Below are 14,697 nucleotides of genomic sequence, written 5' to 3'. Positions count from 1 at the left end.
AATCATGCGACCACTGATCTCAGTTATAGTACCAGTCTACAACGTTGAAAAATATCTTGACCGGTGCGTAAACAGCCTGCTGAATCAAACTATCGACAATATTGAAATAATTCTTGTTGACGACGGCAGTCCCGACCTTTGTCCGCAGATGTGCGATAAATATGCCTCAATCCATTCCAACATAAAGGTGGTCCATAAACAAAATGCAGGCCTTGGCATGGCATGTAACACAGGGCTTAATATCGCTGTTGGCGAATATGTGGCATTCGTGGACTCCGATGACTGGGTGGACAACAATATGTATAAACAAATGACAGACATCGCAAGTTCCCATGAAGCGGATATTGTGTTTTCGGGATTAGAACGAAATAACGGAACTATGGCTATTGGGACGCTTCCACATCCGGCGTCAATCGAGATTTTTTCCACCAAACCCGAGATAGGTGTATTGATGAAAAATATGATTGCGTCAGAACCACATATAGATATTGAACGACCTATCCAGGTATCAGCAAAGGTTGCCCTATACCGCAAGTCAATCATAGACACACATGGAATCAGATTCGAAAGTGAGCGCTCGTTGATCAGTGAGGATCTATTATTCAACCTTGATTATCTCAGCCACGCCGGAAAGGTTGTGATAATACCTAACTGCTTTTATCATTATTATACCAATCAGCAATCAATCACCTGTAACACGGCAAAAGACAAAAGAGCCGATTTCGAGAAGTTCCATAATCATATTCAGAAAAGATATCCTCAGTTCATGGATGATGACGATTTTATGATAAGGACCGACCGCCTGTTTGCAGGCTATATCCGGTCCTATATGGATTTTATCGTCAATCACACAAGTATTACGGCTAAAGATAAAATAAAACGCATTAACAGTCTCTGCCATTGCTCCAACTGGGAGTTGATAAAAACAAGATACCCTGTCGACTCCATGCCCATGAAGCATAAAGTCATACTCAGGCTGACATTATGGAAACAAGCGATGTTGTTATTCGCAATTTTCAAACTCTACCATCGGTAATATGGATATCACAACATTGAAAACAACACTTGCAGCAGATGCTGCGAGATTTAACGAAAAACCTTGTCTAAAGGATTGGTTGCTTGGAAATGAAGGATGGTTCATCTACCATTACATCCGCCATATGCGATATGTGGAATACTACATGAACAAAGGCATATTGTATAAGCCTCTAATGCTATACCATTTGTTTTTCTATAAACGACTGGGCGCCCGTCTACGCATGGCTATCTATCCGGGTACGACAGGGCCTGGATTAAGAATCTATCATACAGGTTCCTTTCTGCATATAGGGCCCAATGTGCATATAGGAAAAAACTGTACTATAGTCAGCGGCCTTGTTTTCGGGAATAAGACGGAATTATCCACGACTGATCATGTTTATGTAGGCGACAACTGCTATTTCGGAATAAATACCACAGTCCTCGGAACAGTCAAAATCGGAGACAATGTCACAGTAGGGGCGCACGCCGTAGTGGTCAGCGATGTCCCGTCCGGCTCGACAGCGGTAGGGATTCCGGCAAAATTAAAAAAATCGTCGTAACTGATATGAGAAAAATAGCAATAATAAACAGTGATCCCATGGATTGCAGCTATGGAGGAGTTGCTCCATTCATGCGAAATATGCATCCGTTTTTAAGCAAGAAATATGATGTTGAGTATTTCACGATACCGACATCCTGGACCAACAAGTTCATCCCCGGTAGAATCAAACTGATGATTTCTCTGGTAATACGCCGTAAGGAACTGAAGTCATGTGATTTCATATTGAGCCATGTCCCAGAAGGTTCGTTTGTTGCATCGTTTACAGGAAAACCTTATTGCCATATATATCATGGCAACGACAATCCGATGACCCAGTCGAGATATCGATTAGGTAAGTATTTCCGTGGCCTTTTCAATATCTTTTTCAAACGGATAGAGAAAACCTCCTGTCTTAAATACACCGTCGGACCAGCTTTTGCTGATAGGAAGAAGTTATTCAATCCCATATGTCATAATGTGTCGATAAAACCATATGCCTTAAGAAAAGGTTTCATTTTTGCCGGGCGGTTAGAGCAGATCAAGAACGTCGACAGAATTATACTCATCTACTCCAGACTTCCGGAAGATATAAAAGAAGAACATCATCTTTATATAGCTGGCTATGGCACACAGGAGACGACTTTAAAAGAGTTGGTAAAAAAAATAGGTCTCTCTGATTATGTCAAATTCCTTGGGAACATGCCCAATAAGGAAATTGTAGAAATCGATTCCACCAAACGGATTTTTCTGATGGCATCAACTCAAGAAGGACTGCCCACAGCCATTGCGGAAGCTCTGTCTGTTGGAGTTCCAGTCATATCCACCAATCCCGGAGACATTGGTTTAGTATTAAAAAACAATAAAAATGGTTTTATATTTCCGTTAGATTTCAAAGACGAGGAGTATGTGGATGCCATCCTGACCATATTAAATGATTATGACAGATTTTCAAAATCTGCCAAGGAATCATCTGCTGTTTTTGAAAGTGGGAAAATCACTAGAGAAGTCATTGACAATATTGAAAAAATATTAGATCAAGCATAAAATGAAAAAAACTCAATTATCAAAACTTTTCATATGTAGCATCGTAAGGAATGCAAAAAAGGGCTTGAGAAAAAATATTCCCGTAATAGAGGAAATATTTGGTTCTTTCCGGTCTGTCAAAGTGTTCGTCTATGAGAATGACAGTACTGACGGTACAAAAAAATTATTGAAAGAATGGGCGGAACGCCACCCGTCCATTGTCAATATCTCATTGAACAACAACATTCACGTTCCGGCGTCTCCTGCAAGCCCGGACGGAGTCAATCCATTCTTCAGTAGAAAGAGAATCGAAAAAATGGTGTTCCTAAGAAACCAATATCTAAATTATGTGGAAGAATCCGGCTGGGATGGAGACTATCTAATGATTGTTGATTTGGATGTAGCGGAGCTATGTGCAAAAACAATTCTAGAATCATTCCAGACTTCTTTGGAATGGGATGCAGTCTCCGCATACGGTTATAGTCTATCTCCGAAGTTAAGAGAGAGATATCACGACACATACGCATACCGTAAAAAGACAGTGGCCTATTCTGAACCACAGACAGAACATGACATCTTTGGTAGCCAAGATGATTTCAAAAGCTACAGGTTGTCGGAATCTCTACTTCCGGTCTCATCGGCATTCGGTGGTCTAGCGATATATCGGTGGGAAGCCATCAAAGGTCTCCGATATGAATTGGAACCAAACGATGATGATCGAGTCGAAGTATATTGCGAGCATAGGTCTATATATCGTCAGATGTATGAACGAGGATATTGCAACTTTTTTATAAATCCCTGTATGAGAATAAAATACCAAGACCTAACACTTTCTTTGTTCTGGAAATGGATAAAGTCCAAATTCTGAGAACAGACATGGAGCAATTATATTTTTCTCCCTATGCCATAACATTCAAAAGGTAGGAAATGCAAGATACCTAATCCGCAATGATTACCAAAATTCAGTAATACATGACAGAATACTACTTCAATATACGCTATGAAATGGATCGGGAGATGGTACATCAGGCCATCAAGAAAAGGCTTGAGCAGCCCGGGGCAAATTATATCTGCGTGGCAGATGGAGTGATACTCAATATTGCCAATCGCAATCCGGACTACCTAAAAGTGGTGAATGGGGGAATGTTCTCCATCTGCGACAGCAGCTATGTGCCGCTTTATATCCGATGGATCTACTATGGCAAGCGTTATAAGCAGTATTGCGGTAGTCAGATTTTTATGGACATTGTAAAGAGCTGGAAGTATCGGATGATTTTCATGGGGACCTCACAGACTATTTTGGATGGATTGAAAGCCAATCTGCAGAAAGAAAATCCAGACGTGGCACAGATGCAGTTCATTGAACTGCCGTTCCGCAAAGTAGAGGAGTTCGATTATCCGGAGATTGCCCGGATTGTTGAGACCGATGGCGCTGATATTATTTGGATCGCGTTAGGAGCTCCCAAACAGGAGATTTTCATGAGCAGGTTGAAACCCTATTTGCATCATGGTGTTATGATTGCTGTAGGTGCCGCGTTCAAATTCTTCAGCGGGACGGAGGTTTCGCGTGCCCCTCAGTGGATGATCCGTTGTCACCTTGAGTTTGTGCACCGTATCTTTAAGGAACCGCGTAAACAACTCTCCCGATGCACAGGTATTCTTGGCTCGCTGCCTCGCCTTCTGTGGCAGGAATGGCGGCGTAAGCGGCACAATGTCCATACAGGATGTTAATCATAAATTTTCATTTGGCGCGGACATTTGGAAAATAGTCCTGCCGCATCTTTCTATTCCCATTCCTGAGCTATAATGCGTCATGTCGATTTTAAAAGCATTGTGCTCTATCCATTGCATCATTAGCAATATTCCATAACATTTATTTCTTAAAAAATGAAAGCAGCCTTAATCACCGGGATTACAGGTCAGGACGGATCGTTTCTGGCGGAATTTTTATTGGAAAAAGGCTATGACGTACATGGTACCATACGTCGTTCCTCCGTAGATTTTCGGGAGCGGATTGCCCATTTGGAGGGTCTGCCGCATTTCCATCTGCACTATGCCGATCTGGGTGACTCGATGAGTCTGTTGCAGGTCATTGGCAAGATCCGTCCGGATGAAATCTATAACCTTGCAGCCCAAAGTCATGTTCAGGTGTCGTTCGACGCTCCGGAGTTTACAGCCGATGTCGACGCCACGGGCGTACTGCGCATTCTGGAAGCCGTGCGTCAATGCGGTCTTGCCGATACATGTCGCATTTATCAGGCCTCGACCTCGGAACTCTACGGCAAGGTGGAGGAAGTACCGCAGAATGAAAACACCCCGTTCCATCCTTACTCGCCTTATGCCGTGGCGAAACTCTACGGCTACTGGATCGTCAAGGAGTACCGCGAGGCCTACGGAATGTTTTGCTGCTCGGGTATCCTGTTCAACCATGAATCGGAACGTAGGGGTGAAACGTTCGTGACCCGCAAGATCACCCTCGCCGCCGCCCGCATCGCTCAAGGAAAGCAGGATAAATTGTATTTGGGCAACTTGTCGTCGCTCCGCGATTGGGGCTATGCCAAAGACTATGTAGAATGTATGTGGCTGATTCTCCAAAACAAGACGCCGGAAGATTTCGTCATCGCCACGGGTGAGCAACATTCCGTGCGGGAATTTTGCTACCTTGCATTCAAATATGCCGGCATTGAATTGGAGTTTGTCGGCGAGGGCGAAGATGAAAAGGGAATCGACAAAGCTACGGGCAAGGTACTGGTCGAGGTTTCACCGGACTTCTATCGACCGACGGATGTAGTAAATCTCTGGGGAGACCCGACCAAAGCGAAGGCCGAACTGGGCTGGAACCCGACCCGGACAAGTTTCGAACAACTGGTTCGAATCATGGTCGATGCCGATATGGCGAAGGTGGCTGTGGAACGAGCCGGTGAGGAGATACGGACAAACCTCGCCGAGTATCTCGAAAAGGGCATTGTAAAATAGCGGAATATGGAAAAGAGTGCTAAAATATACGTCGCCGGGCATCGGGGCATGGTCGGATCGGCGATCGTGCGTGAGTTGCAGCGGCAGGGATATACGAATATCGTTACCCGTACGCATCGGGAGCTGGACCTTACGCGTCAGGACGCTGTCGAACGATTTTTCGCCGAAGAGAAGCCGGAGTATGTCTTTCTGGCGGCGGCGAAAGTCGGTGGTATCGAGGCCAACCAGAGTGCTCTGGCGGACTTCATGTACGAGAATATGATCCTTGAGATGAATGTTATCCATGCGGCGTGGCAGAACGGCTGTAAGAAGCTGGAATTCCTCGGCTCTTCGTGCATCTATCCGCGCATGGCACCTCAGCCGATGAAGGAGTCGTGTCTGCTGACCTCGGAACTCGAAAAAACGAACGAGGCGTATGCGCTGGCAAAGATCTCGGGACTGAAGTACTGCGAGTATCTCAACCGCCAGTATGGCACGAATTATATCAGCGTAATGCCGACCAATCTTTATGGGCCGAACGATAACTACCATCCGACGCACAGCCATGTGCTGCCGGCACTGATCCGCCGTTTCCATGAAGCCAAGGAACAAAAACTGCCATATGTCACCTGCTGGGGCGACGGGAGTCCGTTGCGCGAGTTCCTCTATGTGGATGACCTCGCCAACCTGTGCGTATTCCTGATGAACAATTACAGCGGCAACGAGACGGTCAATGCCGGGACGGGTAAGGAACTTTCGATCAAGGAACTGACGGAACTCGTGGCGAAAGTGATCGGTTACGGCGGAGAGATTCGGTGGGACACCTCGAAACCCAACGGTACGCCCCGCAAACTGCTGGATGTGTCGAAGGCTGCGGCGCTCGGCTGGACTTACAAAACCGAACTGGAGGAGGGTATTCGGCTGTCGTATCGGGATTTTCTGGAAAATCCCATGCGAGCCGAACGATAACCTTGTCCCATGATCTCTATGTGTTGAGGATGTACATTATATCGTCGACCAGATCAAGGAAAACATTGTCAGATAACTATCGACAGAAACTCGAAAATCAAATTGATTTTTTCCTCAGATCAACTGTTGGAAATATCAAAAATAATTCGTATTTTTGTATCATAGCATAGAGATGTAATGAGGAGTAAAACAATCGCTACAACCGCGTGACCTCAAAAACAAAGCACTGCTATAACATATTGATACATAAAGAACAAAGACAATAGGTCCGAGTTCCGTTTTCCACTCGCAAGAGGTCTGAGAAGACCTCTTTTTTGTAGTACAATACGACGTAGAAAGAATAATAGTCCTGCATATCGATGATATGTGGGATTATTTCATTTTGAGACCACAGCAAAGACACATGCGAAAGTAAGTCTCCGAAGTGCCTAATCGGATACACAGTTGCAAGTTACAGAAATGTACCGCGCGGATTGTTCTCGGTCACGTCGGCATCACGCAGCAGACGCTGTGCAAAGGCGAGGAAAACCGGAGCGTTCCGCTCGAAGATGATCCGAAAACTCTCCTTGTCACCCTCTTTGAGACGTCTCAGCAACTGTTTATCATCCGGCAGATCCATTCTTCTCGGCGACGCTATTTCCGGATTTTACTGCATACTACAATGCAGTTGGGCACGGCCCGTTCGCCGGTATGGTCGAAACGGTGGTTGTCATAGGGATGGTTGGTCCGCAACCTCAAAGGCGTACAAAGAAAGCCATACGATTTTGTCACGATCCATTGGCGGAATTTCGCCGGATGTCCGCTTCTTAATAAAACAGACACACATGGAAAAACGGGTCGATGGATTTCTGAACTGGGACGACACCCTGAAAAATGCCGGAGAAGAGGGTAGCAGCCTGTCGTCGGACTATATGGCCGCCGTGGCCGAAGACAAAAAGCTCTGCGAGGAGTATAAAACCTGCCGCAACATCTCCGCGGCCTTCGCGCTCCGGGAACTTCCGGAGGATGCGGAAGAGGGCCGCAAGGCATACGATGTATTTCGAAAAAACTGCCGAAAGATGCTTTTCAGACGTATTTCACACAGCGCAGTCCGCTACGCCGCCGCCGTACTTCTGACTGCAGGGATCACTTGGGGAATAACGGCCCGTTTCGGGCAGTCCTCGTCCGGCGATGCCCCCTATACAGTTTCGGCACCGTGGGGACAACGGGCCGAGGTGAAGCTCGGCGACGGCACGCAAGTGTGGCTCAATGCCGGTTCGACACTGTCCTGTTCCGCCGGGTTTGCAACCGGGCAACGGGAGGTCCATATCTCGGGAGAAGCGTTCTTCGAGGTGGCCCGCGACGAGCATCGGCCGTTCATCGTCTCGACGGGAGACATGAAAATCAAGGTATTGGGCACCAAGTTTAACGTTTCGGCCTACGAGCCCGCCGCAGCCACCATCTCGCTCGTGGAGGGCGCCGTAGAGGTGACGGCCGGCAGCTCGGCCGAAGGGTCGGTGAACATGAAACCCGAAGATCAGGTCCACTATGCAAACGGTGAACTGCGGCTGTCCCATGGGTTCAACCACGATGAACTGCTGTGGCGAGAAGGCATCCATGCCTTCCGGAACGCCACGCTCCGGGAGATCGCCGGACAGTTGGAATTCTACTACCATACGAATATCGTTATCCGCAATCCGGAGGCCGCTACCGCCCGCTACTCGGGTAAATTCCGGCAGAAGGACGGTGTCTACGAGATCCTGCGGCTATTGCAGCAGGCGCAGGGCTTCAGCATCACCAAGGACGATTCGACAGGAGTGATCTACATCGACTGAGCTACGCCGACGAACCGAGACTAACCTAATACCAACCTTATGATATGAACTTTACCCCTTTGTTTACCAGATTCACCCGGGTGCTGACGCTCGCATTGCTGCCGCTCGTCTGCCTGTACACGGGCCCGCAGGCTTACGCCTCCGCGACAAAGCCTGAGGAGAGGATCGTGACCGTATCGGCCGATACGGTGCGGATCGGAACGCTGATCTCGGAGATCGAAAAACAGACCGGATGCCTCGTGGTCTACAGCTCGCAGGAGGTGGAAACTTCGCGGCAGGTGCGGCTGAAATCCCGCTCCATGACGGCAGCGAAACTAATAAAGGAGGTCTTTGCGCCGATGGGAATCGACGGCGTATTCGACAACAACTACATCATCCTGAAAGCTGTCCGGAAACAGAATACACCTCCCGCAGGCGACCGGAAAGCGCCGTCGGACGACGGCCGGACAGCGGTCCGGGGTACGGTGAGCGACGCCGCAGGAGCGGGCATCGCCGGTGCGACGGTGCTCGAAAAGGGAAGTTCCAACGGAACGATCAGCGGCGCGGACGGAAGTTTCCGAATCTCCGTACCGTCCGACGCCGTATTGGAAGTGTCGTTTCTGGGCTATCAAAAATCCGAAATACCGGTGAACGGCCGCACGGAGCTTCAGGTTCGATTACAGGAGAGCGAGCGGCTGATCGACGAGGTTGTCGTGGTCGGCTATGGCACGCAGGACAAGAAAACCCTGACCGGATCGGTCTCCGTCGTCAAGATGGCCGACGTGGAAACGAGTTCGAAATCGACCGTTTCCCAATCGCTGGCGGGACGTGCCGCAGGCCTGCGCGTGAATCAGGTATCGGCCCAAGCCGGAGGCGGCGTGAAATTCCGCATCCGCGGCGAGTTGTCCGACATGTCGAACAGCCCGCTGGTGGTCATCGACGGGCTTCCCGTCACGGAGGGTTCGACGCTCGGCTCGGGCAACATCTACGAATCGGGCTCTACGGACAACCTGCTCGGTTCGCTCAACCCTGACGACATCGAGTCGATAACCGTCCTCAAGGACGCCGCATCGACGGCCATCTACGGCTCGCGCGCGGGTCACGGCGTCATCCTCATCACAACCAAACGCGGTGCGAAAGAGCGCCCCGTAGTGACTTATTCAGGCAATATCTCGGTGCAAACCGTCGCCAAGCACTACGAAATGCTCTCCGCCGATCAGTACATGGACATGTATAACCGGCAGAGCTATGAGGAGTACCTCCGGACCTATGCCTTGGGTATGTACTCCCGGTTCATGACGGCACCGTCGGGCACCATCCCCGAATACGTTCCGGCCTACACCGATGACCAGATCAAACACCTGAAAGGCACCGACTGGACCGACGAGGTTTCCCGCACGGGCATCCTCCACCAGCACAACGTTTCGGTGCGGGGCGGCACGGAGTCGTTCCGCTACATGGCCTCGGCCAACTACATGAAACAGCAGGGCATCATCCGGGGCAATACGGCCCAGCGCATCACCGTGCGTTCGAATCTCGACTGGGACATCAGCAAATGGGTCTCGGCGGGATTTACAGCGACCTATTCGCAGAACAAGTACGACAATATCCCGCTCGGCGAAGGCGAACACGAAAACGCCGGTATCCTGCGGGCGGCAGCCATGGCCAACCCCACGATCCCGATCCGCGACGTGAACGGCGATTACAGCATCGACCCGGCACGTCCTACCTCTCCCAACCCCGTGTCGCTGCTCGAGATCACGGACATCTCGGTCTTCGACCGCATCATGGGGTCGGCATTCGTGACTGCGAAGCCCGTCGAGGGGCTGGAACTGAAATTCCAGCTCGGGGCCGACCGCCAGTTCCAGAAACGGTCGAGTTACCTGCCCAAGACGGTGCTCGAAGGCATGCGACGCAACGGCGACGCGAATATCCGGCAGCGCGAGGACGACAGCTATCTGATGGACCTCACGGCGACCTATACCAAGACGTTCGGCAAACACCGCCTCAAGGTGCTGGCCGGTTATTCCTACGAGAAACGCGACTACGAGTATGTGAGCGCCCGCAACACCGATTTCATGATCGATGGCTCGCTCTACTATCAGTTGTGGGCCGGACAGGCCGACAAACCCGAGGTCGGCTCCGACGGGGGTCGCAAGACCCTCTCGTCCTATTTCGGGCGTATCAACTACGACTATGAACAGCGTTACCTGCTGGAGGTTTCGATGCGCGCCGACGGGGATTCGAATTTCCATCCCGACTACCGTTGGGGCATATTTCCGTCGGTGGCCGTGGGATGGGTGGTCAGCGAGGAGAGGTTCATGCAGTCGGCGCGGAAATGGCTCTCCAACCTGAAAATCCGGGCTTCGTTCGGCGAAACCGGAAACTCCAACGTGCCGTATCAGGTCTACGACTCCTTCTCGATCCAGTATCCTGCGGCAGTCATCGGCGACAAGATCGTGGCGGGCATCACCGACTCGACCGTCGGGAACAGTAAGCTCACATGGGAGACGACGCGTGAATTCAACCTCGGCATCGACATCGGCTTCAAGAACAACCGCTACTCGGTGGCCTTCGAATACTACCGCAGGACCATCCGCGACCTGATCACATGGAACAGTCTGATGTACTACTATCCCGTATCGTCGGTGATCGCCAACGGCGGCGTCACCCGGGGAACGGGTTTCGAATTGACGCTGAACACCACCAATATCGACCGTAAAGATTTCACATGGAATACGACGTTCACGGCCTCCCGTTATGTAGACCGCTGGAAAGAACGCCCTCCCTACTGGAAACCGGCCCCATATCAAAAGGTCGACGATCAGAAAACCGCATGGTGGTCATACAAGTCGCTGGGGCTCATGCCGGCCGACGCCGACGCTCCTCCGGTACACCAGTCCACGCTGCTGCCGGGCATGGTGATACTGCTGGACAAGAACAACGACAAGACACTCGACGACCGCGACATGGTCTATATGGGCGCCTCGGCCCCGGACCTCTTCATCGGCCTGAACAACTCGCTGCGGTGGAAGAACCTCGATTTTTCGATCTACTTCTACGGCGAGTTCGGCATGACCCGCGGCGCTTCGTACATGGAGAACTGGACGCAGATGCAGAGCGGCTACAACGTGACGCGCTATGCCTACGAATCCTTCACCAACAGCAACCGCAGCGGGACGCGCCCGTCGTACATTTCGGGCGGCAACGGCTGGGGCGATTTCTACACGCAGGACGTCTACTACATCCGGTGCGGGAACATCAATCTCGGATACACGATCCCCGTCGACAAGAAATTCCTCCGCAACATCCGCGTCTACGCCGACGTAAGCAATCCGTTCGTAATCACCAACTGGAAGGGTCTCGATCCCGAGACCGACAACCTGAGTTTCTCCTATCCCAACGTGCGAACCTACACCGTGGGGCTGAACATCACCTTCTAACACCTTGCAAACCATGAAAAAACAGATACTTCAACTGCTTGCCTTATCCGCGCTCCTGCTCGGTACGGCCTGCGAACTGGAGACGGTCGAATACGGCAAGATCGACCCCTCGACTTTCCCCAAGAGCAAGGAGGACGCCGATGCGCTGGTCATCTCGGCCGCCTACCATCCCTTCAACACATGGAACATGTTCAACACGGGATGGGGTTACCCGATGCTCTCCTTCATGCAGACCGACGAGATGGAGTGCAGTTGGCCGGCCTGCTACATCGGCTTCGACATGACCGGAGCCGGGGGCTATCCCGTCACGGACGAGAGCCGCACGCCGCTCTACTACCATTCGAAATACCTCTCGGGGATGATGCTGGCCATAGACCGCATCAAGGACGTCCCGATGACCGACGCCGAGCGCGCGGGACTCAACGCCGAACTGCGCTGCGGCATGGGATTCCTCGCCTTCATGCTCTACGACCTCTACGGACCGATCTCGCTGCCCAACCTCGAGGCACTCAAGGACCCGCTCTCGGATGCCAAGATCCCGCGGGCGACCGAGACCGAAATGCAGGCGTTCATCGAATCCAACCTGCTGGCGGCGGCTCCCGACCTGCCGTACAAATACGACGAATCGGGTTACGGGCGCTTCACGAAAGGGTGTGCGAACATGGTCCTCCTGAAATACTACATGATGGCCCGCCGCTGGAAGGATGCGGTCCGTATCGGGCGCGAACTCACGAAAAAGGATTACGGCTACGAACTGGTTCCCGACTACCATTCGCTCTTCACGCTGGCCGGCGAGAAGAACACCGAGGTGATCTTCTCCGCGACGGCCAAGAACGGCTACGGCATGACGCACTCGTGGCTGGCGCATACGCTTCCCTCTGATTTCCCGGTCCCGGCAGGGCTAAACCTGATGCAATGGGGCGTGTTCCACCTCTCGTGGCCCTTCTACGACACGTTCGAAGCGGGCGACAGGCGGCTCGAAAAGATTTATGCCGAATACACGGGCACCACCGGTACGGTCCACAGCCGCGCCGACCGTTCGAACGCCGACCGTACCGGGCTCTATTATGGTCCCGTCCCGCTGAAATACGGTCTCGAAGGGACCATCGGTCAGGAGTGTGAAATAGACATTCCGGTCTACCGCTATGCGGACGCCATCACGCTGTTGGCCGAGGCTATCGTACGGGACGGCGAGGTCGTGACCGACGAAGCGTTGGAGTACCTCAACCAAGTGCGCCGCCGGGTCGGACTCGCCGAATATACGATGGGACAGGTCCCGACCGTGGCGAAATTCCTCGAAGTGCTGCTGGCCGAGCGCGGACACGAACTCTACATGGAGGGTGCTCGTCGTCAGGACCTCATCCGCCACGGGAAATTCATCCAAGTGAACGAGACCAAGATGCGTTTCGCGGGCGTATTGACCGATGCCCGGCTGCAAAAGATCTACCAGAAGACCGACGGATTCCGCTACGACTACGAACGCCTGCCTATACCGATCGGAATTGTCAATCAGGGCGGAGGCGTCATCCTCCAGAACCCGGGGTATTAACGCACTAAACGACAGAACCATGAAAAAACAGATATGCTGGGCAGTCGCCACAGTCCTCTTTTTCTGCAGCTGCACCGACAACTACCGTGTCCGGGTGGACGAAACGAACATCGCTCTGCAGGCGCCTGCCGCCGGAGCCGTGTTCGACCTGAACGACCTCGGCGACGACTATCGCTTCGGCTGGGACCCCGACGGCGGGGAGTATGCGCTCGTGCTGAGCAAAAGTCCCTACCTGCTCAATCCCTATGTCATCGAAGCCGGCAGTACGGGCAGCTATACGGCCGATTATCAGGCTTTGGATCAGCAACTGGCTCTCTTCGGGCTCAAAGCCGGAGAGTCGGCACAGCTCTACTGGTCGGTGAAGCCCGCGGACAACCTTGCCATCGCCTCCTCGGAAATCCGCCCGCTGGCGGTGCGGCGTCTCGTATCGAAACTCGAAGCCCCTGAAGACCGCTTCCGGCTGGCCCTGAGCTACGACGAACCGGACACACCCTGCGAATTTGCATGGGATGCAGAGGGACTCTCCGAAACGGAGTCCTGCGAGTTGATCTTCTCCTCCGGACCGCAGTTCGAAGCGGCGAAAACCGCAGTGTTCGATGCCAACGGTTCCCGTAAAGCCACATTGACCCACGAACAGTTGCAGACGCTCATCGGCAAACTGGCCCTCGACCCCTTCAATCTCAACACCGTCTATTGGAACGTGCGCATCAAATCCGACGGGACATGGGTTTCGCTCGCCCCGGCGACACTGCTGCTCGACGGCATGCCGATCTACACCGACCCGCGCGACGGCGAGGTCTACCGGGTCGTGAAACTGATTTACAGCGACGGGGAAGAAGTGGTCTGGTTCGCGGATAACTACCGGGGCTCCAGATTCACGGACGGCAGCGACCTCGGGCCCGACGACGTCCGGTGGCCCTCCGCCGAGGAACTGCGGGATGCGCAGAACGGCAATCCGGTGCCGGAAGACCGCATCGCGGAATACCAGCACGTCTACGGCGGCCACTACCGCTTCGACATCCGTAACGACATCGCCCCCGAAGGGTGGCATCTGGCGACCAACGAGGAGTTCGTCAAGTTGTTCAACGAAGCCGCTCTGGCCGACGGCGGGGTAGTCGTTCTGAAAGACCCCGTCTTCTACTCGGGCGGGATCACAAGCACCGATACCCATGTCAACGCGTGGAAGATGAACATGACCGCGGCCGGGCGCTATCTGGAATGGGGCTCCTATATTGAGTTCAACAAGAAATACGCCAATTTCCACATTGCGACGCTGCCCGAACACATGCGCGGCAAGACCAACGTCACCCTGCTCCACGACGGCGGCGCCCAACTGTGGTACCCCGAGCAGACACTCTACGCTCCGGTGCGCTTCGTCTACGGCAATCCCTGAAAAACGACAAC

Annotated in this window: 12 protein-coding genes; 11 read left to right on the top strand and 1 reads right to left on the bottom strand. The window is 52.2% G+C overall.

Going from position 1 to position 14,697, the window contains the following annotated elements; all coding sequences use genetic code 11:
* Positions 1 to 4 precede the first annotated feature (4 nt).
* The 7 genes from BN5935_RS11465 (at position 5) to BN5935_RS11435 (ending at position 6,508) form a co-directional block, all read left to right on the top strand.
* Positions 5 to 1,036 (top strand): glycosyltransferase, encoded by a 1,032-nt coding sequence (locus tag BN5935_RS11465; RefSeq protein ID WP_064976203.1) that lies wholly within the window; start codon positions 5 to 7, stop codon positions 1,034 to 1,036.
* Position 1,037: 1 nt separating this feature from the next.
* The gene (locus BN5935_RS11460; RefSeq protein ID WP_064976202.1) at positions 1,038 to 1,580 is read left to right on the top strand and encodes a serine acetyltransferase; all 543 of its coding nucleotides are present in this window, start codon (positions 1,038 to 1,040) and stop codon (positions 1,578 to 1,580) included.
* A gap of 5 nt (positions 1,581 to 1,585) precedes the next feature.
* Positions 1,586 to 2,605: a glycosyltransferase gene (locus tag BN5935_RS11455; RefSeq protein WP_064976201.1), complete on the top strand. Its 1,020-nt coding sequence runs from the start codon at positions 1,586 to 1,588 to the stop codon at positions 2,603 to 2,605.
* A 1-nt stretch (position 2,606) separates the two neighbouring features.
* Positions 2,607 to 3,452, top strand: a complete 846-nt coding sequence (locus BN5935_RS11450) for a hypothetical protein (protein ID WP_064976200.1) — start codon at positions 2,607 to 2,609, stop codon at positions 3,450 to 3,452.
* Between the two features lie 104 nt (positions 3,453 to 3,556).
* Entirely contained in the window at positions 3,557 to 4,315 is a 759-nt protein-coding gene (locus BN5935_RS11445; protein WP_064976199.1) for a WecB/TagA/CpsF family glycosyltransferase, read from the top strand.
* A gap of 156 nt (positions 4,316 to 4,471) precedes the next feature.
* On the top strand, positions 4,472 to 5,560 hold the full coding sequence (gmd, locus tag BN5935_RS11440) for a GDP-mannose 4,6-dehydratase (protein WP_064976198.1): 1,089 nt from the start codon (positions 4,472 to 4,474) through the stop codon (positions 5,558 to 5,560).
* Positions 5,561 to 5,566: 6 nt separating this feature from the next.
* Positions 5,567 to 6,508, top strand: coding sequence for a GDP-L-fucose synthase family protein (locus BN5935_RS11435; protein WP_064976197.1), 942 nt, complete (start codon positions 5,567 to 5,569; stop codon positions 6,506 to 6,508).
* 451 nt (positions 6,509 to 6,959) lie between these two features.
* Here the strand turns inward: BN5935_RS11435 and BN5935_RS15340 are convergent, their stop codons facing one another.
* Positions 6,960 to 7,127 carry a hypothetical protein gene (locus tag BN5935_RS15340; RefSeq protein ID WP_162272075.1) on the bottom strand — a complete coding sequence of 56 codons (168 nt, stop codon included), beginning with the start codon at positions 7,125 to 7,127 and terminating at the stop codon, positions 6,960 to 6,962.
* Positions 7,128 to 7,332: 205 nt separating this feature from the next.
* On the opposite strand from BN5935_RS15340, the gene BN5935_RS11430 reads away from it, so the two are divergent.
* From BN5935_RS11430 to BN5935_RS11415, 4 genes are read left to right on the top strand one after another with little or no spacing between them, the layout of a single operon-like run.
* Positions 7,333 to 8,322, top strand: coding sequence for a FecR family protein (locus BN5935_RS11430; RefSeq protein ID WP_064976196.1), 990 nt, complete (start codon positions 7,333 to 7,335; stop codon positions 8,320 to 8,322).
* 59 nt (positions 8,323 to 8,381) lie between these two features.
* On the top strand, positions 8,382 to 11,744 hold the full coding sequence (locus BN5935_RS11425; RefSeq protein WP_162272074.1) for a SusC/RagA family TonB-linked outer membrane protein: 3,363 nt from the start codon (positions 8,382 to 8,384) through the stop codon (positions 11,742 to 11,744).
* A 13-nt stretch (positions 11,745 to 11,757) separates the two neighbouring features.
* Complete coding sequence (locus BN5935_RS11420) at positions 11,758 to 13,293, top strand: RagB/SusD family nutrient uptake outer membrane protein (RefSeq protein WP_064976194.1); 1,536 nt, start codon at positions 11,758 to 11,760, stop codon at positions 13,291 to 13,293.
* 19 nt (positions 13,294 to 13,312) lie between these two features.
* Positions 13,313 to 14,686 (top strand): FISUMP domain-containing protein, encoded by a 1,374-nt coding sequence (locus BN5935_RS11415; RefSeq protein ID WP_064976193.1) that lies wholly within the window; start codon positions 13,313 to 13,315, stop codon positions 14,684 to 14,686.
* Positions 14,687 to 14,697: the final 11 nt, after the last annotated feature.

The organism is Alistipes provencensis (assembly GCF_900083545.1).
Taxonomy (GTDB): Bacteria; Bacteroidota; Bacteroidia; order Bacteroidales; family Rikenellaceae; genus Alistipes; species Alistipes provencensis.
The sequence above is the reverse complement of the archived record's forward strand: the minus strand, read 5'-3'. Positions and strand labels throughout refer to the sequence as shown.

Coding starts and splice junctions, on each gene's coding strand:
- BN5935_RS11445 (WP_064976199.1), top strand. CDS start 3,557: ATGACAGAATACTACTTCAATATACGCTATGAAATGGATCGGGAGATG.
- BN5935_RS11420 (WP_064976194.1), top strand. CDS start 11,758: ATGAAAAAACAGATACTTCAACTGCTTGCCTTATCCGCGCTCCTGCTC.
- BN5935_RS11430 (WP_064976196.1), top strand. CDS start 7,333: ATGGAAAAACGGGTCGATGGATTTCTGAACTGGGACGACACCCTGAAA.
- BN5935_RS11455 (WP_064976201.1), top strand. CDS start 1,586: ATGAGAAAAATAGCAATAATAAACAGTGATCCCATGGATTGCAGCTAT.
- BN5935_RS11450 (WP_064976200.1), top strand. CDS start 2,607: ATGAAAAAAACTCAATTATCAAAACTTTTCATATGTAGCATCGTAAGG.
- gmd (WP_064976198.1), top strand. CDS start 4,472: ATGAAAGCAGCCTTAATCACCGGGATTACAGGTCAGGACGGATCGTTT.
- BN5935_RS11465 (WP_064976203.1), top strand. CDS start 5: ATGCGACCACTGATCTCAGTTATAGTACCAGTCTACAACGTTGAAAAA.
- BN5935_RS11435 (WP_064976197.1), top strand. CDS start 5,567: ATGGAAAAGAGTGCTAAAATATACGTCGCCGGGCATCGGGGCATGGTC.
- BN5935_RS11415 (WP_064976193.1), top strand. CDS start 13,313: ATGAAAAAACAGATATGCTGGGCAGTCGCCACAGTCCTCTTTTTCTGC.
- BN5935_RS15340 (WP_162272075.1), bottom strand. CDS start 7,127: ATGGATCTGCCGGATGATAAACAGTTGCTGAGACGTCTCAAAGAGGGT.
- BN5935_RS11460 (WP_064976202.1), top strand. CDS start 1,038: ATGGATATCACAACATTGAAAACAACACTTGCAGCAGATGCTGCGAGA.